Genomic DNA, 24951 nt, shown 5'->3' with positions numbered 1-24951 from the left:
GGTTCGGTGATGCGGGGGCCCGGGCGGACAACGACCCGGGCCCCCGCGCGGCGGCTTAGTTGCCGCCCTCCTTGAGGGTGACCGTGAGGGGAGTGAAGCCACTGCCCGTCACGTCCACGCCCTCGGCCTTCAATTCGTCCAGCGCCTTCTGCACGTACTCGTTCGAGTACGCCGTCGACGGCGGATCCTTCGTGATGATCGTCGAGCCGGTCTCGTTCTTCGTGTTGAGGGCGATGCCGACCGTCTGGTCCCACTGGTTCTTGTTGATGATGCCGATTCCGCTCGTCGAGGGCCAGATCAGCTTGTTGACCTCGTTGGTCATCCACAGCTGGTGGCTGGTGCCGAGGGTGGACCCGGCCTGGGTCACGATGTCCGCCGCCTGCTGCGGGTTGTCGCGGGCGTAGATCCATCCCTCGATCGACGCCTTGATGAACTTCACCGCGGTGTCGGCGTACGCCGGGTCGCTCGAGAGCTTCGCGGTGTCGGCCCAGATGGCGTCCTGCAGCATCGCGGTGCCGTAGTCGTTCCAGTTGATGACGTTCAGGTCGCTCGGCTGGTACAGCTTGCCGGTGGCGGGGTTGATCGTCTCGAGCACCTGCGCGTACTCGTTGTACGTCATGGCCTGTGCCGCGTCGATGTCACCGGACAGGAATCCGTTCATGTCGAACGCCTGCTGCACGAGGGTGATGTCCTTCGTGGTGTCGATTCCGGCCTTCTGCATGCCGGCGAACAGCTCCCACTCGTTGCCGTAGCCCCAGCTGCCGACCTTCTTGCCCTTGAGGTCCGCGGGCGTGGTGATGCCCTTGTCCTTGAAGGAGATCTGCGTGGTGCCCGAGCGCTCGAAGATCTGCGCGATGTCGGTGACGTTCGTGCCCTTCTCGATCGAGCCGAGCACCTTCGGCACCCAGGAGATCGCGAAGTCGGCGTCGCCGGAGGCGAGCACGTCGATCGGCACCGTGTCGGTGCCGGCCTCCTTGATCGTGACGTCGAGGCCTTCCTTCTCGTAGAACCCCTGGGCGACGGCGGCGTAGTACCCCGCGAACTGCGCCTGCGGAACCCACTGCAGCTGCAGGGTCACGGGGGTGAGTCCCGCGCTGCTGCTCGACGACGGGGTCGACGACGTGGAACACGCGCTCAGCGTGATCGCCGCGACGACGCCGGCGGCGCCGAGCGCCAGCATCCTTCGTGTGCTGTGCTTCATGGTGCTTCTCCTCTCGGTGGTGCATCGGTGGTGCTTCGGGTGTCCGTCGCGTGCTGCACGACGAAGAGGGACGGATGCCGCGGCCCGGGGCCGCGTCATCCGGTGGGTCTCAGGCGCGCCAGCGCGAGGGTCTCGAGCAGGGCGGTGGCGCAGTAGAACACGAGTCCGGTGACGATCGCCCCGAGCACGAACGCCCACGCCAGCGCGTAGTTGCTCGACGAGACCGCCGAGGTGATCGCCTTGCCGAGCCCTGAGACGGGCCCGCCGAAGTACTCGGCGACGAGGGCCGAGATCACCGCGAGCGACGAGGCGATGCGCACACCCGTGAACAGGAACGGAACCGCACCCGGCACCGTCACGGTGCGTGCCGTCTGCCAGCGCCCCGCCGCGTAGGAGCGCAGCAGGTCACGGTGCAGCGGGTCGACGGTGCGCAGCCCCCGCAGGGTGTTGACGTAGACGGGCACGAGCACGGCGATCGCCGCGATCATCTGGCGGCCGGTCTCGACGCTCGCCCCGAACATCGCGTAGAACACCGGCGCGAGAGCGACGATCGGGATGACCGACAGCGCCGTCACGACCGGGGCGCTCAGCTCGTCGAGCGGGCGCCACGCCGCGGCGAGCACCGCCAGCACGACTGCGACGAGCGTGCCGACGACGAGGCCCACGAATGCGTTCGCGGCCGTGCCGAGACTCGCCTGCACGATGACGCCCGCGCTCGCCGCGAACTGGCCCGCGATCGTGAACGGTGCCGGCAGAGCCGAGCCTTTCGCAGGGAACGCCGTCACCAGCAGCTGCCAGACGAGCACCACGGCGATCCCGAAGACGATCGGGGCGAGCACGGTGCGCAGGCGCGGGGCGGTCATCGGTTCTCGACGCCCTTCGCCCCCGCCGAGGGGGACCCGTGCAGGGCCTCGCGCACCGCGCTGACGCGCTCGAAGAACGCCTCGTCCTCGCGCAGCTCCTCGGTGCGCTCACCGCGCAGATCCATCGTCAGGATCTCGCGGATGCGGCCTGGCCGCGGCGACATCACCACGACCCGGTCCGAGAGGAACACCGCCTCGGGGATCGAGTGGGTCACGAACACGACCGCGGCGCCCGTCTCCGCGCAGATGCGGGCGAGCTCGGTCTGCATGGTCTCGCGGGTCATCTCGTCGAGCGCACCGAACGGCTCGTCCATGAGCAGCAGCCGCGGCTTCTCGGCGAACGCGCGCGCGATCGCGACGCGCTGCTGCATCCCGCCCGAGAGCTGGTCGGGGTGCCGGTCGGCGAAGTCGCCGAGGCCCACCAGCTCGATCAGCTCGTCGGCGCGCGCGCGGCGCTCGGCGCGCGGCATCCCGTGCAGCTCCATCGGCAGCTCGATGTTGCCCCGCACCGTGCGCCACGGCAGCAGCGCGGCCTTCTGGAACGCGATGCCGTAGTCCTGGTCGAGGCGTGCCCGCGGCGCCGTCTTGCCGAACACCGTCAGCTCGCCCGCGGTCGGGGTGTCGAGGTCGGCGATCAGACGCATGAGCGTCGACTTGCCGCATCCGCTCGGACCGATCAGCGAGACGAACTCGCCGGCCGCCACCTCGAGGTCGATGCCCGAGAGGGCGTCGACCGTGCGTCCGCGTCCGGTGCGGAAGGTCTTGTCGACCCCGCGCACGTGCACCGCGATCTCGGTCATGCTGACACCTCGTTTCGTCGGTAGCGCCGCAGCGCCAGGGAGAGGAGGGCGACCAGGCCCGCGGCGGCGAGGCCCATCAGCACGGCGCCGAAGATCGGTGACCACTGCTTGGCCGGGTCGGCGCTGCCCGATGCCGCGAACTCGACGATCGCGCGGCCGATGCCGCCGCGCAGTCCGATCGACACCTCGGCGACGATGGTGCCCACCACCGCATTGACCGCGGCCAGACGCAGGGCCGGGAGGAGGAACGGGATGCTGGCGGGCACCCGCACCGCGAGGAACGTGCGCCACCACCCCACCCCGTAGGCACGCATCAGGTCGAGGTGCTCGGCGGTCGGCGACCCGAAGCCGCGCAGCGCCCCGATCGACACGGGGAAGAAGGCGAGGTAGCTCGCGATGAGCGCGACCGACATCCAGTCCTGCCACTCGAATCCGCCGGTGGAGAGCTGCGTGCCGATGCGTCGCACGAGCGGTGCGAGCGCGATGAGCGGAACGGTCTGGCTGAGCACGACCCACGGCAGGAGCGCCGACTGCGCGGTGCGGAAGCGCTGCATGACGATCGCGATCGCGATGCCGACCACGACACCCACGAGCCATCCGACGACGGCGATGCCGAAGCTGAACGACGCCGCCTGCAGCGTCGCGAGCCACAGAGCGGGCGAACCGGCAGCCCGCGTGACCGGCGACAGGGCCCGGTCGAGCATCGCGCCCAGGTGAGGCATCGCCAGGTCGGAGGCGCGCGGCAGCACCGTGATCCCCGCGATCACCACGCCGGTGTCGGGGGCGAGGGCCTTGTAGACCTCCCATGCGACGCCCACGAGCACCACCCCGGCGATGCCGAGGAGGATCGGGCGCAGGCGGCGCATCATCGCTTCGCGGTCACCTGGTCGGCGAGGGCGGGGATGACGGTCTCGCCGTACACCCGCATCGTCTCCTCCTTGTTGTCGTGCTGGAGGTAGCCCGCGAACTGCGTCACCCCGATGGCCCGCAGCTGCTCGAGCTTGGCGATGTGGTCCTCCGCGGTGCCGAGCAGGCAGAAACGGTCGACGATCTCGTCGGGCACGAAGTCGACGTGGTCGTTGTGCGCGCGGCCGTGCGAGTTGTAGTCGTAGCCTGTGCGTCCGGCGATGTAGTCCGTGAGCGCCGCCGGAACGTCGCCCGCAGTGCCGTACTTCGAGACGATGTCGGCGACGTGGTTGCCCACCATTCCGCCGAACCAGCGGCACTGATCGCGCATGTGCTCCCAGTCGTCGCCGATGTACATCGGCGCCGCGACGCAGAAGGCGATCGACTCGGGGTCGCGGCCGGCGGCGGCCGCGGCATCCTTCACGACCTTGATCATCCAGGCCGCGATGTCGACGTCCGCCAGCTGCAGGATGAAGCCGTCGCCCACCTCGCCGGTGAGCTTCAGCGCCATCGGGCCGTAGGCCGCGACCCAGACGTCGAGCTCCGAGCCGCGACTCCAGGGGAACTGCAGGGTGGCGCCCCTGTACTCGACCGGGCGGGAGTTCGCGAGCTCGCGGATCACGTGGATCGACTCGCGCAGCTCCGACATGGTCACCGGCTTGCCGTTCGTGACCCGCACCGCCGAGTCGCCGCGGCCGATGCCGCAGATCGTGCGGTTGCCGTACATCTCGTTCAGGGTCGCGAACACGCTCGCGGTGACGGTCCAGTCGCGGGTGGCGGGGTTGGTGACGAACGGGCCGACGACGATGCGCTTGGTCGCGTTCAGGATCGCCGAGTGGATGACGTACGGCTCCTGCCAGAGCAGGTGCGAGTCGAAGGTCCACAGGTGGGAGAAGCCGTGCGCCTCGGCGAGCTGTGCGAGCTGCACCGTGCGGGCGGCGGGCGGGTTGGTCTGCAGGACGACGCCGAAATCCATGTGCCGCCCCCTCAGACCAGGTACTGGCTCAGGCCGCGCTTGATGTAGCGCCCGTCGCCCTTGCTGCCGAGGTAGGAGCCGCCGTCGACGACGACCTTGCCGCGGGAGACGACCGTGTCGACGTGTCCGTCGATCTCGAACCCCTCCCAGGCCGAGTAGTCCATGTTCATGTGGTGGGTCTTCCCCACCCCGATCGAGGTGTGGCCGTTCGGGTCGTAGACCACGACGTCGCCGTCGGCGCCGGGCTGGATGACGCCCTTCTTGCCGTACATGCCGAACATGCGCGCCGGTGTGGTGCTGGTGAGCTCGACCCAGCGGGGGAGGGTGATCTGACCCGACACGACCCCCTGGTACATGAGGTCCATGCGGTGCTCGACCGATCCGATCCCGTTGGGGATCTTCGCGAAGTTGCCGATGCCCATGTCCTTCTGGTCCTTCATGCAGAACGGGCAGTGGTCGGTCGAGACCATCTGGATGTCGTTCGTGCGCAGGCTCTGCCACATGTGGTGCTGGTGACCCTCGTGCTTCGAGCGCAGCGGAGTCGAGCACACCCACTTCGCGCCCTCGAAGTCGCCCCACTCCTCGCTGACGGCGCCGAGCTGGTCCTCGAGCGAGAGGTAGAGGTACTGCGGGCAGGTCTCGCCGAACACGTTGAGGCCGCGGTCGCGGGCGGCGGCGATCTGCTCGACGGCCTGCTTCGCGCTCACGTGCACGACGTAGAGCGGCGCACCGGTCAGGTCGGCGATCATGATCGCGCGGTGGGTGGCCTCCTCCTCGGCCTGCCACGGCCGGCTGATGCCGTGGTAGTACGGGCTGGTCTTCCCGGCCTCGAGCGCCTGCTGCACGAGCACGTCGATGATCGCGCCGTTCTCGGCGTGCATCATCATCATCGCGCCGTTGTCGGCGCCCTTCTGGAACGCCCGCAGGATCTGCCCGTCGTCCGAGAGGAAGACGCCCTTGTAGGCCATGAAGAGCTTGAAGGATGTCACGCCCTCGGCGATCAGCTCGTCCATCGCGGTCAGCGACGAGTCCTGCACGTCGGAGAGGATCTGGTGGAACCCGTAGTCGATCGCGCAGTTGCCGGCGGCCTTCTCGTGCCACGCGTGGTACTGCTCGAGGATGTTCTGCTCGGGGTACTGCACGACGAAGTCGACGATGCTCGTCGTGCCGCCGATCGCGGCGGCACGGGTGCCGGTCTCGAAGGTGTCGCTGGCGAAGGTGCCGCCGAAGGGCATCTCCATGTGGGTGTGGGCGTCGATGCCGCCGGGGATGACGTACTTGCCGGTCGCGTCGACGACGGTGTCGACCGAGCGGGCGAGGTCGTGCCCGAGCAGTGTCGAGCCGGGCGCGAGCACCGCGACGATGGTCTCGCCGTCGATGAGCACGTCGGCGTCGCCCGTGCCGGTCGCGTTGACGACGGTGCCGCCGGTGATGAGGGTCGTGGCCATGGGTCGCTCCTGTCGAATCGGATGCCGCTGCGCGCCGGTCGGGCTCAGGGAGCCGTGATCTCGTCGTAGGTGTCGGGGCGGCGGTCGCGGAAGAACTGCCAGTCGTCGCGCATCTCCTGCACGAGGTCCATGTCGAGGTCGCGGATGAGGATCTCCTCGGACTCGCCCGAGCCGAGCGCGCCGACGTAGTTGCCGCGCGGGTCGACGATCTGGCTGGTGCCGTAGAAGGTGACCGCCTCGTCGCCGTACTCGTTGTCCTCGCGGCCGACGCGGTTGGGGGCGAGGACGAAGTAGCCGTTCGCGACCGCCGCGGCGGGCTGCTCGATCTCCCAGAGGCGGTTCGAGAGGCCGGGCTTGGTGGCGTTGGGGTTGAAGGCGAGGTGGGCACCGTTGAGGCCGAGCTCGCGCCAGCCCTCGGGGAAGTGCCGGTCGTAGCAGATCACCACGCCGACCTTGCCGACGGCGGTGTCGAAGACCGGGTAGCCGAGGTTGCCCGGACGGAAGTAGAACTTCTCCCAGAACTTCTCGACGTGGGGGATGTGGTTCTTGCGGTACTTGCCGACGATGGTGCCGTCGGCGTCGACGACGACGGCGGTGTTGTAGTAGACGCCGGTCTGCTCCTCCTCGTAGATCGGGAGGATCATGACCATGCTCAGCTCCTTGGCGAGCGCGGCGAAGCGCTGCACGATGGGGCCGTCGGCGGGCTCCGCGTACCGGTAGTACTTCTTGTCCTGCGTGATGCCGAAGTAGGGGCCGTAGAAGAGCTCTTGGAAGCAGATGACCTGCGCTCCCTGGGCCGCGGCATCCCGGGCGAACTGCTCGTGCTTGTCGAGCATCGATGCCTTGTCGCCCGTCCAGGTGGTCTGCGTGATGGCCGCGCGTACCGTCGTCATGTTCGCCTCCGTCGACGTCTGTGCACCCGCGCAGCGATCACCGCTGACGGGGTGCGACGGACGCGCCGGCGGGGTCATCCCGTTCTGTTACTGTTCTGCTTGAACATTTCTCTTCGGTTTCCCGCTGTGACGCATCCGTAAATCTCGTGCGCCGGGAAGGACATCGGATGCCGCGCCTCGCCGCCCTCGCGAACCTCGCCGAGCGCACGCCGCGCGCGATCGCCGCAGAGATCGCCCGCCTGGTCACGGAGGGTGCTCTCGCCCCGGGCGAGCGGCTGCCGACGGTGCGCGAGGTGGCATCGGATCTCGGAGTGTCGGCCGGCACGGTGAGCGCCGCATGGCACGCGCTCTCGGGTGCCGGGGTCATCGTCTCGCGCGGGCGGGCGGGCTCGTTCGTGCGGGTCGATCGCGCCGGCTGGCTGAGCCCCCGGGTGCAGGATCTCGCCGCTGCGCCCCTCGAGACGCGGCTCGACCTCTCGCTCGGCACGCCCGATCCCGCCCTGCTGCCGCCGCTCGAGGCGGCGTTCTCGCGGGTGTCGCCCCGAGCCGACACCGGCCGCTACCACGACCTGCCGGTGCTGCCCGAGCTCGGTGCCCTCTTCGCCGAGACCTGGCCGTCGCCCGCCGAGACGATCACCGTCGTCGATGGGGCGCTGGACGGCATCGCCCGCACCCTCGAGCAGGTCGTGCGCTTCGGGGACCGGGTCGCCGTCGAGTCGCCCGGGTTCCCGTACTTCTTCGATCTGCTCGAGGCGCTGGGCGCCGAGGCGGTCCCTCTCGAGCTCGATGCCCTGGGCGTCGCGCCGGCGTCGCTGCAGCGCGCACTCGTGCGGCGACCGAGCGCGGTCATCCTGCAGCCACGGGCCCAGAACCCCACCGGCGCGTCGATGGACGCCGAACGTGCCCGCGCGCTCGCGCGCGTGATGCGCGCCGCTCCCGGCGGCGACCGCGTCGTCGTGATCGAGGACGACCACTCCGGTCTCATCTGCTCGGCGCCCGATGTGACCCTCGCCCGGTGGATCCCGGGTCAGGTCGTGCACGTGCGCAGCTTCTCGAAATCGCACGGGCCCGACCTGCGCATCGCCGCGCTCGGCGGGCCGGCGCACATCGTCGAGCGGGTGGTCTCGCGACGCATGCTCGGCCCGGGGTGGACGTCGCGGCTGCTGCAGACGGTGCTGCTCGGCCTCCTCACCGACGACGGCGCCGTCGCGCGGGTGCGCACTGCCCGTCTCGTCTACCGCGACCGGGTCGACCGCCTCGCGATCGCGCTGCGCAAACGCGGCATCGACGTCGGCGACCCCGACGGAATCAACCTCTGGCTCCCCGTCGTCTCCGAGCGCGCGGCCCTCGTGAGGCTGGCCGCCGCGGGCATCGCGGTGGCGGCCGGGTCGCCGTTCGTGATGGGCGAGCCGCCCGAGGCGCACGTGCGGGTGACGGCCGGGCTCGCGGCATCCAATGTGCTCGGCATCGCCGACGCGCTCGCTGACGCGGCCGTCGCCCCGCCGCTCACCTGACCGGCGCGCGGCCCGGCGGCTCCCACCCCACCCGCCGCGCGCCCGTCGGTGGTTCCCATCCCACCCGCCGCGCGCACCGTCGGAACTTTTGGCCGCCACGCCGTGCTGTGGCATCCGCCTGCGGCGTGTCAGGCAGAAGTTCCGACAGTGCGCGGCGAGTCGGCGGGCGACGCGGAGGCGGGTGCGCTGCGACGAAAGTGGCCGCACCCGAATACACCCCGAGACGGATGCCGCGTCCGGCCGCCTCCCGTAGCGTGAGACGGTGTTCCGACCCCTGACCCGCCCGCAACTGGCGTTCGACCTCGTGCTCGCCGCGGGGTTCGTGCTGCTCCTGGTGCTGCCGGAGCTCACGCCGTACTGGTTCGGCACGGTCGGATTCGGGCCGGCGCAGCCCGTCGTCGGACTCGTCTTCGCTGCCGCCGTCGCCGCGCGCCGCTGGTCGCCGGCGCTCGCGCTGGGGCTCGCGTGGCTCGCCGCGATCGGACAGATGGTCGCCCTGCTGACCCCGCGCCCGAGCAATCTCGGCGCCCTGATCGTGCTGTATGCCGTCGCGGCGTACGGCTCCCGGCGGATGTCCCGTCTCGCCCTCGCCTCCGCCGTCGGCGGTGCGGCCATCGCGACCGCGTACCTGTCGATCTTCCAGGGCGTGTGGGGGCTGGCCGCCGCGACGAACCGCTTCTCGTTCCCGCTCGAGCGAGTCGTGATCGTCGGCTTCGTGTTCGCCTTGATCCTGTTCGCGCTGCTGCTGTCGTGGACGGCCGGAGCCCTCGTGCGCTCGATCCGGGTCTCCCGCGAGACCCGGGAGGCCCAGCGCCGCGCCGAGGCGGAGGCGGCGGCCGAGCAGGAGCGGGTGCGCATCGCCCGCGACATGCACGACATCGTCGGCCACTCGCTGGCGGTGGTGATCGCCCAGGCCGACGGGGCGCGGTACGCCGCGGCATCCGACCCCGAGGCGACGACCGCGGCCCTCGCGACGATCGCGTCGACGGCCCGCGCCGCGCTCACCGACGTGCGCCTGCTGCTCGAGCAGCTGCGGCACAGCCAAGGCGCCGGCCCGCAGCCCGGACTCGCCGACCTCGATGCGCTGTTCGCGCAGGTGCACGGGGCGGGCGTCGACCTGCGGGTGGAGGTGCGTCCGCCGCTCGCCGATCCGCCGGCACCGCTGCAGCTGGCGGTCTACCGCATCGTGCAGGAGGCGCTCACGAACGCCCTGCGCCACGGCGACGGCGGCGCGGTGAGCGTGCGGGTCGCGTGGAGCGAGGAAGCCGTGTCGGTCGAGGTGCGCAACGGCGTGCGCCCGGGCGGTGAGCCGAGCGCCCCGGCGCCGGGCCACGGCATCATCGGCATGACCGAGCGTGCCCACCTCGTCGGCGGATCGCTCGGCGCGGCGCCCCGCGGCGACGAGTTCGTCGTCGTGGCGGTTCTCCCGCGGGGCCTCGCGTGATCCGGGTGGTGCTGGTCGACGACCAGGCGCTGTTCCGCGCGGGCATCCGCATGGTGCTCGACTCGCAGCCCGACATCGAGGTGGTCGGCGAGGCGGGCGACGGGCGCGAGGGCGTCGCAGTCGCGCGGGTGATGCGCCCCGACATCGTGCTGATGGACATCCGCATGCCCGTCCTCGACGGCATCGCCGCGACGGCGGAGCTACTGGGCGACGACGACCCGCCCCGCGTCGTCATGCTCACCACGTTCGACCTCGACGAGGCCGCCGCGCGCGCGATCCGGGAGGGCGCGAGCGGCTTCCTGCTGAAGGACGCCGAGCCCGAGTTCCTCCTCGCCGCGGTGCGCACGGTGCACGCGGGGTCTGCGGTGATCGCGGCATCCGCGACCCGCGAGCTGTTCGCATCGATGACGGATGCCGCACCCCGCCCCGCGCCCGCGGCCTTCGCCGCCCTCACCGAGCGCGAGCGGGAGATCTTCGCGCTCGCCGCGCGCGGGCTCTCCAACGCCGAGATCGCGACGGGAGAGTTCCTGTCGGAGGCCACGGTCAAGACCCACGTCAGCCGCATCCTCACGAAGCTCGGCCTGCGCGACCGCGTGCAGCTCGTCGTGTTCGCGTACGAGCACGGGCTCGCCTGACGCGCACCGGCACGCGGCGACGCGCGCCGCGCGAGGTCATCCTCCGGGATGACCCCGATGCGACCCGCGGGCGACGCGGCATCCGGGCGCGTCTTCGTAGCGTCGACGACATGGATGACTCGACCACCCCGCCCCCGCCCGCCGCGCGCGTCGCGCACCTCACCAAGACCTACGGCTCGACCGACAACCCGGTGCGCGCCCTCGACGACGTCTCGCTCTCGATCGGGCGCGGCGAGTTCACCGCGATCATGGGCCCGTCGGGGTCGGGAAAGTCCACGCTCATGCACGTGATGGCGGCGCTCGACGCTCCGACGTCGGGTCGGGTGTGGCTGGGGGAGACGGAGATCACCGGTCTCGGCGACACCGAGCTGACGCTGCTGCGCCGTCGTCGCATCGGCTTCGTCTTCCAGGCGTTCAACCTGGTGCCCACCCTCGACGTGCGCGGCAACATCGCCCTGCCGATCGAGCTCGACGGGCGTGCGCCGACCGCGCTCGAGCGGGCACGCATCGACGGGCTCGTCGAGTCGCTCGGGCTCGCGAATCGGCTCACCCATCGCCCGCACGAGCTCTCCGGCGGCCAGCAGCAGCGCGTCGCGATCGCCCGCGCCCTCGCCACCGCGCCCGACCTCGTGTTCGCGGACGAGCCGACCGGCAACCTCGACTCCCGTTCGGGCGCCGAGGTGCTGCGCCTGCTGCAGACCGCGTCGCGCGAGCACGGACAGTCGATCGCGATGGTCACCCACGACCCGATCGCCGCGAGTCACGCCGACCGCGTCGTACACCTCGCCGACGGTCGCGTCGTCGCCGACACCCGCGGCCAGAGCGCCGAGGAGATCTCGGCGTTCATGACGGCTCGCGAGCTGCGCGCCACTGAGGCCGCGTCATGACCGCGGTGACCGCCGTCGCCTCGCCGCCGCGCGTGCGGATCGGCGGGTTCTCGCTGCGCGAGCGCGGAACCGGCGCCACCGTGCTGATCGCCGCGGTCGCGACCGCGTTCGCCGTCGTGCTGCTGAGCGCGACCGCGTTCCTGTCGGCCTCGATCTCCGCCAACCCGCACGTCGGCGAGTCGCGCACGTTCGCGGTGGTCAGTGGCATCCTCACGAGCCTGCTCGTCGGGGTCGCCGTGTACGTCGCCTCGATCGTCACGGCGAACACGTTCGCGACGGTCGTCGCGGGCCGCGTACGCCAGATCGCCCTGTTGCGTCTGCTCGGCTCCACCGCCCGCTCCCAGCGCCGCGACGTCGCCCGCCTCGGACTCGTCGCGGGGATCGTCGGCGCCGTCGCGGGGCTCGTCGGCGGCACGGTGCTGTCGTTCGCCGGCGTGTGGGTGCTCGAGAATGCCTACGGCATCGCGGCGCCCGGGCTCGAACTGATCCGCCCGGTGCTCCTCGTGCCGGCGGCGGTGGTCGCGCTCACCACGTGGGCCGGCGCGTGGGCGGGCTCGCGTCGGGTGCTGCGGGTCACGCCGATGGCCGCGCTCGGACAGGCGGTCGAGGCATCCACTCAGGAGCTGTCGCGCTCGCACGGCCGCACGGTCGCCGCGCTCGTGCTCGGGGCGTCGGGTGTAGGCCTTCTCGCGCTCGGCGTCGTCGTGGGGCTCTCTTCGCCCTATGGCGTGCTCATCGCGTTCCCCGGCGGGCTCCTCTCATTCACCGCCCTCGCCCTGGGCGCGCACCTCGTGATGCCGCCGGTGCTGCGTCTGATCGGTCGCCTCTTCGGCCGGTCGGCCGTCGCCCGCCTCGCCGCAGAGAACGCGCTGCGGCATCCGGAGCGGTCCAGTCGTATGGCGATCGCGCTCGTGATGGGCGTCGCGCTCGTGATGATGTTCGCCGTCGCCGGCTCCAGCGCGATCGGCGTGCTCGTCGCCTCCGCCGGTGGTGAGGCGCCGCCGGAGATGACCGCGGGCTTCACCGGATTCACCACGGTCATGATGGCCCTCGTCGCCGTCTGCGGAGTGATCGCCGCGATCGGCGTCGTCGACCAGCTCGCGCTCGGTGTGCATCAGCGGCGCCGCGAGTTCGCGCTGCTGCGCGCCCTCGGGCTCTCGTCCCGGCAGGTGCGGCTGGTCGTGCTGCTCGAGGCGGTGCACCTCGTGCTCGCGTCGCTCGTCGTCGGCATCGTGCTCGGCACCGCGTACGGCTGGGCGGGGGCGCAGGCCGTGCTCGGGTCGGTCAAGCTGACGCCGGATGCCGCGGCCACCCTGGTCTGGCCGGTGATCCCGCCGATCCCGCTCATCGTGGTGATCGCGGCGACCGTGGTCGTCGCCCTGGTGGCGACGGTCGTGCCGACGCGCATCGCGACCCGCACGAGCCCGGTCGCCGCCCTCGCGCAGGACTGAGCGCGGCGCGCGCACGGCGCTCGGCGCGCGTCGAGTGGGGTCCTCCCCCGCCGCTCGGCGCCCCCACCTCGGCGCCCCCGCCTCGGGGACAGCTCCGCGACCCACTCCGCGCCCTCCGCGCGCCACTCCGCGCCCCCCGCGCGCATCGTCGGAACTTCTGGCCGCCACCCCGCGCCGCGGCATCCGTGCTCGGCGCGTCGGTCGGAAGTTCCGACGTTGTGCGGAGGGTGTGTTCGCCCGACGGGCGAACACCTCGGGGTCAGAGGGCGGGTCACACCCCGGGTCACACCCCGGGGTCGCACCGCGGGCTGATCCAGGGTCACACCGCGGGTCGGCGCGCGGTCAGGGCTGCGGGTCGTGCGCCCACGAGGGCGCGAGCGCACGGATGCGCGTCGCCCGCCACTGCCAGGTCGCCCACAGGCCGGGCCAGAGGGCGGGCGCCGCGCGTCCGCCGATGACGAGGCGCTCGCGCCAGAGCGTGCGGCGGGGATCCCCAGGTGCGGCCGAGATCGCCATCTGGTGGTCCCAGACATCGAGCGCCGCGAGCGGCCCGGTGAGCGGGGTGCCCGAGTCCCGCACGATGCGCACCTGACCGTCGGGGCCGTCGACGACGCGATCGGTGATCGCGATGAGCTGCCGCCCGATCGTGATGCCCGCGGCGACCAGGTCGACCGCGGCATCCGTCCCGGGCTCCCAGCGGGTCGGCAGCGGCTCGAGCGGCCGCATCTCGACGAGCGGTCCGTACAGCTCCGCCGCGGCGCGCGGCGAGTGCACGGCGCGCCAGGCGGCATCCGCATCGCAGTCGATCACGAACTTCAGCAGCACGCGCATGCGCCCAGTGTCACACGGGTGGCCGTCCGCGCGGGGCGGCATACGCTGGCAGGATGCCGTCCCCCGCCGATCAGTCCCGCTATCAGGTGCGTGTCGAGTGGGGGGTGGCGGGCCTCGCCCGCCTCGCGCCGGCCGATGTCGTGGTGGTGGTCGACGTACTGCGCCTGTCGACGACGGTGACGGATGCCGCGGCCCGCGGCGACTCCGCCGCGCTCACCGATCTCGCGGGGCAGTCGGGCGCACCGGTCGCGGTGGCTGCGGCGGCGAGCGGGGCGACGGTGTTCGCGGGGTCGCTGCGCAACCCCGGGGCGGTCGCACGCGCGGTGCTCCACGAGCAGCACCGTCGCGGGCAGCGCACCTCGATCGCGGTGATCGCCGCCGGAGAGCGCGACGGCGACGACGTGCGGTTCGCCGTGGAGGATCTCTTCGGCGCGGGGGCGGTTGTATCCGCTCTCGGCGATCTCGGTGTCGATCACACGTCGCCCGAGGCGGCCGCGGCGTGCGAGGCGTTCCGCGGGCTTCGACCGGCCCTGCGCCACCTGCTCACCGCGAGCGGCAGCGGCCAGGAGTTGATCGCGGGTGACGCGCGGGCCGACGTGCTCGCCGCCGCCGAGGTCGACGCGGTCGACGCGGTCGCGGTGCTGCGCGACGGCGTGTTCGTTCCGCGTGCCTGAGCGCGCGGCGACGTGTTCGTGCCGCTCGGCTGAGAGCGCGGCGACGTCAGCAACGCCCGCCCCGACCATCGGCGACGCCGCAGACTCCGCTCAGCGGGGCGTCATCGCGGCGCGCCGTTGTGCCGGCGTGATCTCACGCCGCGACCAGACCAGCACGAAGCGCGGGTCGAACCGGGGGGCGCATTTCGCGCACGACGTGGCGCGCACGGCGCGTCGGTGCCGGTAGACGGTGTGCCCGGCCGGGCAGACGCCGACCCACGGTGCGAGCTCTGTCGCGGTCTCGCCGCGGTGGGTCGTGCCGCCGACGTAGCCCAGGTCGTGGGCGATCGCCTTCCAGGCCGGCCCGTGCCCGGCGTCGACGCCCGCGAGGGCGTGCGCGACCTCGTGCAGCAGCGTCTGGTGGTTGGCGTCGTCGTCGAACCGTGCCGCGAGGTAGCGCGAGACGGTGATGCGCTTGCGCGTGTAGTCGCATTGGCCGGCCCGCAACTTCGCGGCATCGAACGCGAACGTCCATCCGTCGTCGAGGTGCAGCCGGATCAGGGCCTCGGCCCAGGTGCGCACGCGATGCAGTTCGGACATGATGGAAGACTAGAACAAAGGTACGACAGTCAGCCGGCGATGCTCGCGGCGGCGCCCGCGCGCATGCGGTCGAGCAGGTCGATGGCGAGCAGCGTCGAGGTGAGCTCCTCCTCGGATGCCCCGGCCTCCCGTCGCAGGAACAGGGTGGCTTTCACATCGGCGCGAGCCCCATCGAGCTCGCCGAGCTCGAGGCGCACCTTGGCGCGGTGCTGGTAGGCGAACGCGGCGATGCGGGCGAGGCCGAGCCCCTCCGCCTCCTCGGCGCACAGGGTGAGCTCCTGGTCGGCGGCGGCGAGCTGACCGCGGAACTGCTGCACCGTCGCGTGCAGGATGCGCGCCCGCAGCAGGTCGCGACGGGTGCCGGCCATGCGGGCCGTGCGCACCGCGACCTCCGCGACCTCACGAGCCTCGTCGAGCTGGTCGGTCACCTTCAGCAGCCAGACGCGCTCGAGCAGCGCGGGCAGGCTGCGCTGGCCGTCGATCTCCTCGAGGCGCTCGCGGCACGCGCGCGGGTCGACGATCTCCCGCAGGGTCTGGTGGTCGTATCCCTGGATGTAGCTCACGACATCGCCTCCCCGTCTTGCGCGGCCCCGCTCCAGTCTGCGGGCTCCCGCGCCCTCGGGAGCCGAGGGCGCGCCGCGACGGCGTGTCCTAGGCTCGCCGTGTGCCGACCTCCGCGCCCCGCGTCCGCGTGCTCGGCCCGGTCGAGGTCGACGCCGTCGACGGTGCGGTGTCGACTCTCGCGGGTCCGACGGCGCGCGCCCTCGTGGCCGCTCTCGCGCTGGCCTCGCCTCCCGGATCGTCGGTCGGCGTCGAGGCGCTCGCCGACGAGGTGTGGGGTGAGGGGCAGCCGCGGCATCCGCGCGCCTCGGTGCAGACCCTCGTTTCACGCATCCGGCAGGTCGCGGGCGTCGAGATCATCCGCAGCGATGCCGCGGGCTACGCGATCGCGCCGGACGCCGTCGATCTGGTGTGCGCACAGGCGCGCCATGACGACGCCGTCGGGTTGCCGCTCACGGATGCCGCGCGCCTGACCGCGCTCGATGACGCTCTCGCGCTCTGGCGGGGCGAGGTGGGCGGGGATCTCGGCGACGCCCCGGCGGCGGACGCGCTGCGCGCGGCATCCGCTCGTCTGCGTGACGCCCTGCGGCGCGAGCGCGCCCGCACGCTCGATGCGACCGGACGCGCCGCCGACGCCGTTCCGGCCTGGCGGGCGCTGCACGACGCGCAGCCCTATGACGACGAGGCGGCGGCGGGGCTCCTCGCCTCGCTGCGGGCCGCCGGCCGCACGTCCGATGCGCTCGCGGTCTTCGCGGCGCACCGGGCGCGCCTGCGCGACGACCTCGGCTCCTCGCCCGGCCCCGCCCTCGTGGCGGCCCACGCGGCGCTGCTGCGCGAGGACGCCCCCGTCGCCGGGCGCGTGCGCATCGGTCTTCGCTCGGCGCCGACGCCGCTCATCGGACGTGACGGCGACCTCGCGGCGGTCGCCACCCTGCTCGCCGAGGCGCGCATCGTGACGATCCTCGGCGCCGGCGGGCTGCCGACCTCGTCGCCGTCGTGCCGCTCGCGGGCGTGCGCACCGACGAGGATGTGCCGTTCGCGATCGCCGCGGCCCTGGGCATCACCGAGGCGGCGACGAGCGGGCGGCTGTCGGACCAGGCGCCGCGCCCCGATCTGCGCGCCCGCGTGCTCGCGATGATCGGCGAGCGGCGCACGCTGGTCGTGCTCGACAACTGCGAACAGATCGTGGCCGGGGCGGCGGCGTGGGTCGCCGATGTCGTGCGGGCGGCGCCGGGGCTGCGCGTGCTCACCACGAGCCGCACGCCGCTCGACGTGTCGGGGGAGGTCGTGCTCGCGCTCGACCCGCTGCCGATCGCCGACGACGTCGATGCCCCCGCGGTGCGTCTGTTCGTCGAGCGCGCTCGCGCGGTGCGTCCGGGTGCGCGGCTCGACCCGGTCGTCGTCGCGCGACTGTGCACCCACCTCGACGGCCTGCCGCTCGCGATCGAGCTCGCCGCGGCCCGCGTGCGCACGATGACCCCCGAGCAGATCGAGCAACGCCTCGGCGACCGCTTCGCGATCCTCACCACCGGACCCCGCGACGCCCCCGAGCGCCACCGCACCCTCGAGGCCGTGATCGCGTGGAGCTGGGACCTGCTCGACGCCTCCGCCCAGCGGGCGTGGGAGCGCCTGGCCGTCTTCCCCGCCGGCTTCGCCGCGGAGGCCGCCGCGAGCGTGATCGGTGTGCCCGGCGCCGACGACGTGCTCGAGCGCCTCGTCTCGCACTCCCTCCTCATCGCCGCCGACGACCCGCAGACGGGTGCGGTGCGGTTCCGCATGCTCGAGACGGTGCGCGAGTTCGGGATGTCGCGCCTCGGCCCCGATGCGCACGACGACGCCCTCGACGCGGTCGCCCGATGGGCGGTCGCCTTCGCGGCCGAGCGTCTCGCGACCGCGTTCGACGAGCGGGTGCACGCCGAGATCTTCGCCGAGCACGACAACCTCGTGAGCGTGACGCGGCGGGCCGCGGCATCCGGCGACGACGCCACGGTCGTGACCGTCTACGCCCTGCTCGTGCAGACCTGGCTGGTGCGCGGGTCGATCACCGAGCTGACCTCCTTCGGCACGGTCGCGATCGAGGCGATGGGCCGGGTTCGCGACGATGCGGTGCCGCCGGATGCCGCGGCGGTGCTGCTCACCGGAACAGCGGCGTTCGCCCTGATCACCACTCGGGTGCCGGCCGCCCGGCCGCTCGCGCGCCTGGCCCTGTTCCGTCGGCGTCGCGCGCCCATCTCGCCGGTGTTCGCGGGGCTCGCCGACGTCATCCTCGCCACCCGCGATCGCGTCTCTTTCGATGCCGCGATCGGGCGCCTGCGGGCCTCGTCGGACCCGTCCGTCGCCGCTCTCGGAGAGCTCGTGCGGGCGCAGGCGACCGAGAACGACGGCGACCACGCCATCGCGCTCGCCGCGTCGCGACGCGCATGGGACATCGCGACCGCCGGCGGTGTGCGGTGGCTCGCGACGGCGGCCGCGTCGTCGGTGTCGGAGCTGTCGAGCCAGGTCGGTGCCGCCGCCGACGCGCTCGAGTGGTTCGAGCGTGCCGCGGAGGGGTTCCGTGTGTTCGGCGCCGACGAGCAGGTGCGTCAGCAGGGGTGGGTGGTGGCGGGCAACCTCATCGGCCTGGGGCGGTTCGACGAGGCGCGTGCGCGGTTCGCCGCGCTCGTGGAGGCGGCCGAGGTTCCGGGCGCCGACCGCGAGATCGCCTCGATCGGCAGGTTCGGTCTCGCCGAGACCGACCGTGCGGAGGGGGACGCCGACCGTTCCGCCGACGAGTTCGCGCGCGCGATCGACACCTTCGTGTCGGGCGATCAGCGCAACTCCCCCTGGTACCTCATCACCTTGGGCGCGGCCCTGTCGGCAGCGTCGATCGACGGCACCGGCACGCCCGAACGGCGGGCGCTGTGGGCGCGGCGGCTGCGGGTGCGCGCGATCGTCAACGCCCGGGTGCGCCCGCAGCTGACCGACCACCCGGTGCTGGGCACGGTGCTGCTGGGGTGGTCGGCGTGGGCGCTCGACCAGCCCGGGCTCGCCGAGGCCGCACTCGCCGCGCTCGCGCTCGCCGAGAGCTGCGGCGTGCGCCAGGACTTCCCGAGCCTGCGTCTCGACGCGCACCTCGCCCGCGCCGAGCGGATCGCGGGGGCCGATGCGGTCGCGCGTGCCCGGTCGGCCGAGCGCGAGCAGCCGCGGGAGGGTCGCGCAGAGCGGTCGTTCACGATCCTGCGCGGCTGAGCGCCGCGCTCTTCTCCCCCGGAGCCTGCGCGTCCGGGGACACGACGAGGGGGTGGATGCCGCGGCATCCACCCCCTCGCGCCGCCCGATCAGGCCTTGCGCATGTAGGCGCGCACCGTGAGCGGCGCGAACACCGCCACGATCACCGCGGCGCCGAGCAACGACACCCACAGGTCACCGCTGATGGTGCCCGTGTTGGCGAGGTCGCGCACCGCCGTGACGAGGTGCGAGATCGGGTTGATGTTCGCGAACCAGGCGAGCCAGTCGGGCAGGGTCGAGGTCGGGACGTACGCGTTCGAGAGGAACGTGAGCGGGAAGAGCACCAGCATCGAGATGCCCTGCACGCTCGACGCGGTGCGGGCGATGACGCCGAAGAACGCGAAGATCCAGCTGATCGCCCACGAGCAGACGATCACGAGGATGCCCGACACCACCACGGCGCCGAACCCGCCGCCCGGGCGGTAGCCCATGATGACGCCCATGACGAACACGAGAGTGGTCGCGATCGCGTAGCGCAGCGTGTCGGCCAGGAGCGCGCCCGACAGCGGCGCGATGCGCGCGATCGGCAGCGAGCGGAACCGGTCGAACACGCCCTTGTCCATGTCCTCGCGCAGCTGCGTGCCGGTGACGACCGAGGTCGTGATGACGGTCTGCACGAGGATGCCGGGGATCAGCTGCGGCAGATAGTTCTGCACGTCACCGGCGATCGCGCCGCCGAAGATGTACGCGAACATCAGCGTGAAGATGATCGGCTGGAACGTCACGTCGAACAGCTGCTCGGGCGTGCGGCGGATCTTCACGAGTCCGCGGTAGGCCATCGTGAACGTGTTCGCGAGGGTCTGGCGGAGGCTGGTGTGGTTCTTGAGGGTGCGCTCCGATGCGGGGACGATCGGGGCGGTGCCGAGGGCGGTCATGCGGACACCTCCTGCTTCTGGTCGGCACCGGCGTCGTCGGCATCGGATGCCCCGTGGCCGGTGATGGCGAGGAAGACCTCGTCGAGGGTGGGCTTCTGCACGCTGAGCTCGGCGAGGGCCACGCCGTGCTCGCGCAGGGTCACGAGGAGATCGGTGACTCGGTCGGCGTCGCCCATCGGTGCGGTGATGCGGGCGGACTCGGGCGAGAGCGTCCCGCGCACGCCGAGCACGCGCTCGATCACCTGCAGCGCCTCGCCGGTGTCGTTCGCGTCCGCGAGCCGCAGCTGCAGCGACGACGTGCCGACCGACGCCTTCAGGTCATCGCTCGTGCCTTCGGCGACGACGCGGCCGCGGTCGATCACCGCGATGCGGTCGGCGAGCTGGTCGGCCTCGTCAAGGTACTGGGTGGTCAGGAGCACCGTCGACCCGCTGGCGACCAGGTCGCGGATGGTGTCCCACATCTGGCCGCGCGTGCGCGGGTCGAGTCCGGTGGTGGGCTCGTCGAGGAAGATCAGCGGCGGCTGGGCGATGAGGGATGCCGCGAGGTCGAGCCGCCGGCGCATGCCGCCGGAGAACTTCTTCAGCGGGCGGCGGGCGGCGTCGGTGAGGGCGAAGCGCTCGAGGAGTTCCTCGGACTTGCGCTTCGCGTCGGCCCGGCTGAGGCCGAGGAGGCGCGCGAAGATCATGAGGTTCTCGGTGGCCGACAGGGTCTCGTCGACGGACGCGAACTGGCCCGTCACGCCGATCAGTTGGCGCACGACCTGGGGTTCACGCACGACGTCATGGCCGAAGATGCGGCCGCTGCCGCCGTCGGGGCGCATCAGGGTCGCGAGCATGTTGATGGTGGTGGTCTTGCCGGCGCCGTTGGGCCCGAGCACGCCGTAGACCGTCCCGGTGCGCACCCGCAGGTCGACGCCGTCGACGGCACGGTTCTGCCCGAAGACCTTCACGAGTCCATCGGCTTCGACCGCCCATTCGGTGGGGGAGGAGTTCGTCATGGCTCCACCCTCGACCTCGCCGCTGTCGCGGCGCTGTCTGGGCGCTGTCTCCCCCGGTCGGGCGGCGACAGCCGGGTGTGGTGGCGGGGCGCGGTTCGCGGGCGGGCGGGCTGCCGCGCGGGGGTGATGCGTGCGGCGGCGGCAGTCGCGGTTCGCGCGGAATGCGGTGCGCACGTGATCGTGCGCTCGCGCCGGACGCCCTTCGCAGGCGGTGCCGCCGTGCGCGGGTGGTCAGCGTTCGAAGAGGGATGCCGCGGGCTTCGGTGACGGCGAGGCATCCGCGTCGGTGGCGGGCCCTGCGTCGCGCACGAACGCGCGCAGCTCATCGCCGTGCGCGACCTTCGCCGGATGCGGACCGGCAGCCATCAGCCGCGGCAGCCATTCGATCGGGAGCGGGGCGGCCGAGGCGGCCACGACGAGATTGCCGAACCGGCGGCCCTTCAGCACCTGCACCTCGGCGAGCACGATCACGTTCTCGAGCACAGCCTCGACCGTCGCGACCTGACGCCGGGCGTGGTGGAGCCCCGCACCGTCGGCGACGTTGACGAGGAGCACCCCGTCGGGGGCGAGCAGGGATGCCGCGGCCCGGTAGAACTCGACGGTGGTGAGGTGTGCGGGCGTCTGGGCGCCGGCGAACACGTCGGAGACGACCAGGTCGACCTGGCCGACGAGCCCGGCGGGGAGGCGCCCCAGCCCCTCGCGGGCATCGCCGATGCGGGTGCGGATCGACGCGTCGCGCGGAAACGGCAGGTTCTCGCGCACGAGGTCGACGAGTGCCGGCTCCAGCTCGATGACCTGCTGGCGCGACCCCGGCCGGGTGTGCGCGATGTAGCGCGGCAGGGTCAGCGCGCCGGCGCCGAGGTGCACCGCCGTGAGGGGCTGCCGCGGCATCCGCAATCTGTCGATCACCGCGCCCATACGGGCGACGTACTCGAAGTGCAGGTGCGAGGGATCCTCGAGGTCGACGTGCGACTGCGGTGTGCCGTCGACCTCGAGTTCATACCCCGAGACGTACGCGGACGGCACGATGCGGGCGATGGTGCCGTCGCTCAGCCGCGCCTGCGGAGGCAGTTCGACAGTCGCGCGGGCCATGGGTCGAGGCTACCCGGGCGGGGCGGGTGGTCTCGCGGTGAGGGCCGGCCGGTCTGCCCGCTCGGCGCGCGCCTGCCCCGCTCGGCCCGCTGTGCCACCCCCGCCTCGCAACGTCGGAACCTTCGCCCGGCTCGCCGACGTGCGACATCCTGCCCCCGGGGTGTCGGCGAGAAGTTCCGACGTTGCGCAGCCATGACGGGGTCCCCGCCCGTCCCGGCTCCGTGCCACCGCAGTGCCGCCCCACCCCGCTGTGCCGCCCCGCCGCAACCCAACCACCTCGCCCCGCCCCGCAACCCACCCGCTACCGTGGGCGCATGCGCGCGATCGACCTCAACGCCGACCTCGGCGAGACGGTCGACGGGGTGCCGACCGCCGACGACGAGGCGATGTTCGCCGTGATCTCGTCGGCGAACGTCGCGTGCGGCGGGCACGCGGGGGATGCCGCGTCGATGGCGGCGTCCGTCGAGCGCGCGGCGCGGTTCGGGGTGGCGGTCGGGGCGCATCCGTCGTATCCGGATCGGCCGGGTTTCGGCCGGGTGCGGCTCGAGATGGCCCCCGCCGATCTGCGCGCCAGCGTCGCCGGTCAGCTGACGGCGCTGCGGGCCGCCGGCGCCGACCTCCGCTATGTCAAGCCGCACGGCGCGCTGTACCACGCGGCCGGATCCGACCCGCTCGTCGCGACCGCGGTCGTCGCCGCGGTCGCCGACCTCTCAGCGGAGCTCGGTCGCCCCCTTCCCGTGCTCGCGCTCGGCGACGCGCTCGCCGCCGCGAGTGCTGCTGCCGGCCTGCCCTTCGTGAGGGAGGCGTTCCTCGACCGCGGATACCTCCCCTCGGGCGACCTCGTTCTCCGCGGCGAGCCCGGCGATCTCCTGCATGATCCGGCCGAGGTCGCACGCCGCGCGGTGCGCCTCGTCGACGAGCGCCGGGTCGCCGCCGTCGACGGCACGACGGTGACGACGGATGCCGCGTCCCTCTGCCTCCACGGCGACACCCCCGAGGCCGTGGACATGGCGCGGGCCGTGCGCGCCGCACTGTCGTCCGCGGGCATCGTCGTGCGCGCGGACTGGTGACGGCGATGCCGACGCTCCGGCCGATGGGCGAGGCGGCCGTGCTCGTCGAGGTCGACACGCTCGACGCCGCGCTGGCGCTGCACGCGTCGCTCGCGGCATCCGTCGTTCCGGGTGTGCATGAGCTGGTGCCGGCGGCGCGCACGGTGCTGGTGCGGTTCGATCCGCGCGCGACCACGCGTGCCGCGGTGGCCCGATGGGTGACGGATGCCGCGGCCTCCCCGCCGCGCGACGCCGCTCCCGCGGCGGTCACAGTGCTCGAGGTCGTCTACGACGGCGACGATCTCGATGAGACGGCGCGACTTCTCGGAGTCGATGCGCCCGCGCTCGTCGCCGCGCATACGGGAGCGGAGTGGATGGTCGCCTTCACCGGGTTCGCTCCCGGGTTCGGCTACCTGGTGCGTGCGGACTGGCCGTTCGACGTCCCGCGCCTCGACGCCCCCCGCACGCGGGTGCCGGTCGGGAGCGTCGGGCTCGCGGGGGCGTTCAGCGGCGCCTATCCGCGCGCGACGCCCGGCGGGTGGCGCCTCATCGGCCGCACCGATGCGCCGCTCTTCGACCCGCGCGGCGCGCGTCCCGCGTTGCTCGAACCGGGCGCGGCGGTGCGATTCGTCTCCGCGCGGGATGTCGTGCGGGGTGCTGTGCGGGCGGATGCCGCGGGTGGGACGGTGGCCGAACCCGGCCGGGCGCCCGGCGCGCCGAACCCCGAGCCCGCCATGCCCGGCCCCGCGCTCGATTCCGCGCGGGGTACGCCTGCCGCGGCGCCCGGCGCCCTCACGACGCCGAACGTCGAGCCCACCGCGCCCCGCCGAGCGTTCGAGGTTCTCCGTGTCGGAGTCTCGGCGACGCTCCAGGATCTGGGGCGCCCGCACCTCGCGCATCTCGGCATCGCCCGATCCGGCGCTCTCGATCGCGCCGCGCTGCGGGTGGCGAACCGACTCGTCGGCAACGTCGAGGGCGACGCGGGCATCGAGGTGGTCGGCGGGGGGACGGCGCTGCGCGCGACCTGCGATCTCTGGGTCGCGCTGGCCGGCGCGTGGAGTGACGTGACCGTCGATGGCGTGCCGATCGAGGCATATGTCGCGACGGCCTGGCCTGCCGGGTCGGTGCTGGAGATCGGATGGCCGCGCCGCGGCATCCGCACCATCGTCGCCGTGCGGGGCGGCGTCGACGTGCCGCTCGAGGCGGGTTCGTGCGCGACGGACACGCTCTCGGCACTCGGACCCGCACCACTCGGCGCCGGAGATCTGCTGTCGATCGGCGCGGATCCCGCGTCGCCGATCCCCGTGGTCGATGCGTTCCCGTGGACGGTGCCCGCCGAGACGCTCGAGCTCCCGGTTGCGCTCGGCCCGCGCGACGACTGGTTCACGCGCACCGCTGTCGACGCCCTGTTCGCGAGACCCTGGCGGGTGAGCACCGACAGTGATCGGGTCGGAATGCGTCTCGAGGGACCGCTGCTCGCCCGCACCCGCGACGGCGAACTGCCGAGCGAGGGCATGGTGCCGGGTGCACTTCAGGTGCCGCCGTCCGGCCGCCCGACGATCCTGCTCGCCGACGGCCCCGTGACGGGCGGATATCCGGTGATCGGTGTCATCCCCGATGCCGTGCTCGGCCTGCTCGCGCAGGCCGCCTCGCGCAGGCCGCGCCCGGCACCGTGCTGCACTTCACCCGCCGCTGACCGGCCCCCTCCCTCCTCCCTCCTCCCTCCTCCCCCTACCCATCGCCCCGCGCCCACCCTGCACACTCCGAATCAACCTCACCCCGCCGAATCCACACGTGCCTCGCGCGCGCAAAGTATTGATTCGCCGCGGCGGTGTGGATTCGATGAGGGGCAACATCGAATGCACGCCCCGCCCGCGCTCGCACCTCCCGCCCGCCCACCTCCGCGCCGGTCAAGTCCCGTGGTGTGGTGTCACTTCGGTTGTTTCCGGTGGTGGATGGGGTTAGGCGGTCAGGTAGAGCTCGGGGCGGGCGGGTTCTGCGTGGTCG

Annotated in this window: 22 protein-coding genes; 9 read left to right on the top strand and 13 right to left on the bottom strand. The window is 72.7% G+C overall.

The features are described 5' to 3' along the window. Window positions 1-55: 55 nt before the first annotated feature. The 7 genes from ABT08_RS04745 to ABT08_RS04715 form a co-directional block, all read right to left on the bottom strand. Window positions 56-1201, bottom strand: coding sequence for an ABC transporter substrate-binding protein (locus tag ABT08_RS04745; RefSeq protein WP_056518740.1), 1146 nt, complete (start codon window positions 1199-1201; stop codon window positions 56-58). Window positions 1202-1296: 95 nt separating this feature from the next. After that, complete coding sequence (locus tag ABT08_RS04740) at window positions 1297-2064, bottom strand: ABC transporter permease (protein ID WP_288114120.1); 768 nt, start codon at window positions 2062-2064, stop codon at window positions 1297-1299. Next, window positions 2061-2864, bottom strand: coding sequence for an ABC transporter ATP-binding protein (locus ABT08_RS04735; protein WP_056208313.1), 804 nt, complete (start codon window positions 2862-2864; stop codon window positions 2061-2063). The genes ABT08_RS04740 and ABT08_RS04735 overlap by 4 nt, the downstream gene beginning before the upstream one ends. Then, entirely contained in the window at window positions 2861-3733 is an 873-nt protein-coding gene (locus ABT08_RS04730; RefSeq protein WP_056518737.1) for an ABC transporter permease, read from the bottom strand. Before ABT08_RS04730 ends, ABT08_RS04735 begins: the two co-directional genes overlap by 4 nt. Further along, window positions 3730-4746, bottom strand: a complete 1017-nt coding sequence (locus ABT08_RS04725) for a TIGR03842 family LLM class F420-dependent oxidoreductase (protein WP_056208321.1) — start codon at window positions 4744-4746, stop codon at window positions 3730-3732. Before ABT08_RS04725 ends, ABT08_RS04730 begins: the two co-directional genes overlap by 4 nt. Before the next feature lie 11 nt (window positions 4747-4757). Continuing rightward, on the bottom strand, window positions 4758-6194 hold the full coding sequence (gene hydA, locus ABT08_RS04720; protein WP_056518735.1) for a dihydropyrimidinase: 1437 nt from the start codon (window positions 6192-6194) through the stop codon (window positions 4758-4760). Between the two features lie 44 nt (window positions 6195-6238). Then, complete coding sequence (locus tag ABT08_RS04715; RefSeq protein ID WP_056518774.1) at window positions 6239-7087, bottom strand: nitrilase-related carbon-nitrogen hydrolase; 849 nt, start codon at window positions 7085-7087, stop codon at window positions 6239-6241. A 167-nt stretch (window positions 7088-7254) separates the two neighbouring features. Between ABT08_RS04715 and ABT08_RS04710 the strand changes: the two genes are divergently transcribed. The 5 genes from ABT08_RS04710 (at window position 7255) to ABT08_RS04690 (ending at window position 13018) form a co-directional block, all read left to right on the top strand. Next, on the top strand, window positions 7255-8601 hold the full coding sequence (locus tag ABT08_RS04710) for an aminotransferase class I/II-fold pyridoxal phosphate-dependent enzyme (protein ID WP_288114117.1): 1347 nt from the start codon (window positions 7255-7257) through the stop codon (window positions 8599-8601). A 262-nt stretch (window positions 8602-8863) separates the two neighbouring features. Then, the gene (locus ABT08_RS04705; protein ID WP_288114115.1) at window positions 8864-10045 is read left to right on the top strand and encodes a sensor histidine kinase; all 1182 of its coding nucleotides are present in this window, start codon (window positions 8864-8866) and stop codon (window positions 10043-10045) included. After that, a complete protein-coding gene (locus ABT08_RS04700) occupies window positions 10042-10680 on the top strand; it encodes a response regulator (protein WP_056208330.1) in 639 nt (212 codons plus the stop codon). Before ABT08_RS04705 ends, ABT08_RS04700 begins: the two co-directional genes overlap by 4 nt. A 110-nt stretch (window positions 10681-10790) precedes the next feature. Then, a complete protein-coding gene (locus ABT08_RS04695; RefSeq protein ID WP_045247433.1) occupies window positions 10791-11567 on the top strand; it encodes an ABC transporter ATP-binding protein in 777 nt (258 codons plus the stop codon). Then, window positions 11564-13018 carry an FtsX-like permease family protein gene (locus tag ABT08_RS04690; protein ID WP_056208332.1) on the top strand — a complete coding sequence of 485 codons (1455 nt, stop codon included), beginning with the start codon at window positions 11564-11566 and terminating at the stop codon, window positions 13016-13018. Before ABT08_RS04695 ends, ABT08_RS04690 begins: the two co-directional genes overlap by 4 nt. Window positions 13019-13360: 342 nt before the next feature. Here ABT08_RS04690 and ABT08_RS04685 read toward each other — a convergent pair whose 3' ends face one another. Continuing rightward, complete coding sequence (locus ABT08_RS04685; protein WP_056208336.1) at window positions 13361-13849, bottom strand: hypothetical protein; 489 nt, start codon at window positions 13847-13849, stop codon at window positions 13361-13363. Between the two features lie 53 nt (window positions 13850-13902). Between ABT08_RS04685 and ABT08_RS04680 the strand changes: the two genes are divergently transcribed. Continuing rightward, entirely contained in the window at window positions 13903-14523 is a 621-nt protein-coding gene (locus ABT08_RS04680) for a 2-phosphosulfolactate phosphatase (RefSeq protein ID WP_056208339.1), read from the top strand. 90 nt (window positions 14524-14613) lie between these two features. Here the strand turns inward: ABT08_RS04680 and ABT08_RS04675 are convergent, their stop codons facing one another. Then, window positions 14614-15102 carry a SprT-like domain-containing protein gene (locus ABT08_RS04675; protein ID WP_045247436.1) on the bottom strand — a complete coding sequence of 163 codons (489 nt, stop codon included), beginning with the start codon at window positions 15100-15102 and terminating at the stop codon, window positions 14614-14616. 29 nt (window positions 15103-15131) lie between these two features. Then, complete coding sequence (locus tag ABT08_RS04670) at window positions 15132-15665, bottom strand: hypothetical protein (protein WP_056208341.1); 534 nt, start codon at window positions 15663-15665, stop codon at window positions 15132-15134. 101 nt (window positions 15666-15766) lie between these two features. Between ABT08_RS04670 and ABT08_RS04665 the strand changes: the two genes are divergently transcribed. Continuing rightward, window positions 15767-16801: an AfsR/SARP family transcriptional regulator gene (locus ABT08_RS04665; RefSeq protein WP_288114110.1), complete on the top strand. Its 1035-nt coding sequence runs from the start codon at window positions 15767-15769 to the stop codon at window positions 16799-16801. Window positions 16802-18980: 2179 nt separating this feature from the next. On the opposite strand, the gene ABT08_RS04660 is transcribed toward ABT08_RS04665, so the two are convergent. The 3 genes from ABT08_RS04660 to ABT08_RS04650 all read right to left on the bottom strand — a co-directional run bounded on the left by ABT08_RS04660 (window position 18981) and on the right by ABT08_RS04650 (window position 21895). Beyond that, complete coding sequence (locus ABT08_RS04660) at window positions 18981-19805, bottom strand: ABC transporter permease (RefSeq protein ID WP_045247438.1); 825 nt, start codon at window positions 19803-19805, stop codon at window positions 18981-18983. After that, window positions 19802-20803: a daunorubicin resistance protein DrrA family ABC transporter ATP-binding protein gene (locus ABT08_RS04655; RefSeq protein WP_045247439.1), complete on the bottom strand. Its 1002-nt coding sequence runs from the start codon at window positions 20801-20803 to the stop codon at window positions 19802-19804. The genes ABT08_RS04660 and ABT08_RS04655 overlap by 4 nt, the downstream gene beginning before the upstream one ends. A gap of 231 nt (window positions 20804-21034) precedes the next feature. Beyond that, window positions 21035-21895 (bottom strand): spermidine synthase, encoded by an 861-nt coding sequence (locus ABT08_RS04650; RefSeq protein WP_045245676.1) that lies wholly within the window; start codon window positions 21893-21895, stop codon window positions 21035-21037. A 314-nt stretch (window positions 21896-22209) separates the two neighbouring features. On the opposite strand from ABT08_RS04650, the gene pxpA reads away from it, so the two are divergent. Together pxpA and ABT08_RS04640 are read left to right on the top strand one after the other, a co-directional pair. Next, complete coding sequence (gene pxpA, locus ABT08_RS04645) at window positions 22210-22965, top strand: 5-oxoprolinase subunit PxpA (protein WP_288114105.1); 756 nt, start codon at window positions 22210-22212, stop codon at window positions 22963-22965. 5 nt (window positions 22966-22970) lie between these two features. Further along, window positions 22971-24951 (top strand): 5-oxoprolinase subunit B/C family protein (locus ABT08_RS04640; RefSeq protein WP_288114103.1); only part of this gene is annotated, 1981 nt, incomplete at its 3' end.

Origin of the sequence: Microbacterium sp. SCN 71-21, from assembly GCF_001725695.1 — a bacterium.
GTDB lineage: Bacteria > Actinomycetota > Actinomycetes > Actinomycetales > Microbacteriaceae > Microbacterium > Microbacterium ginsengisoli.
Note: the sequence above shows the minus strand (reverse complement) of the source record. Positions and strands in the feature narration are given on the sequence as shown.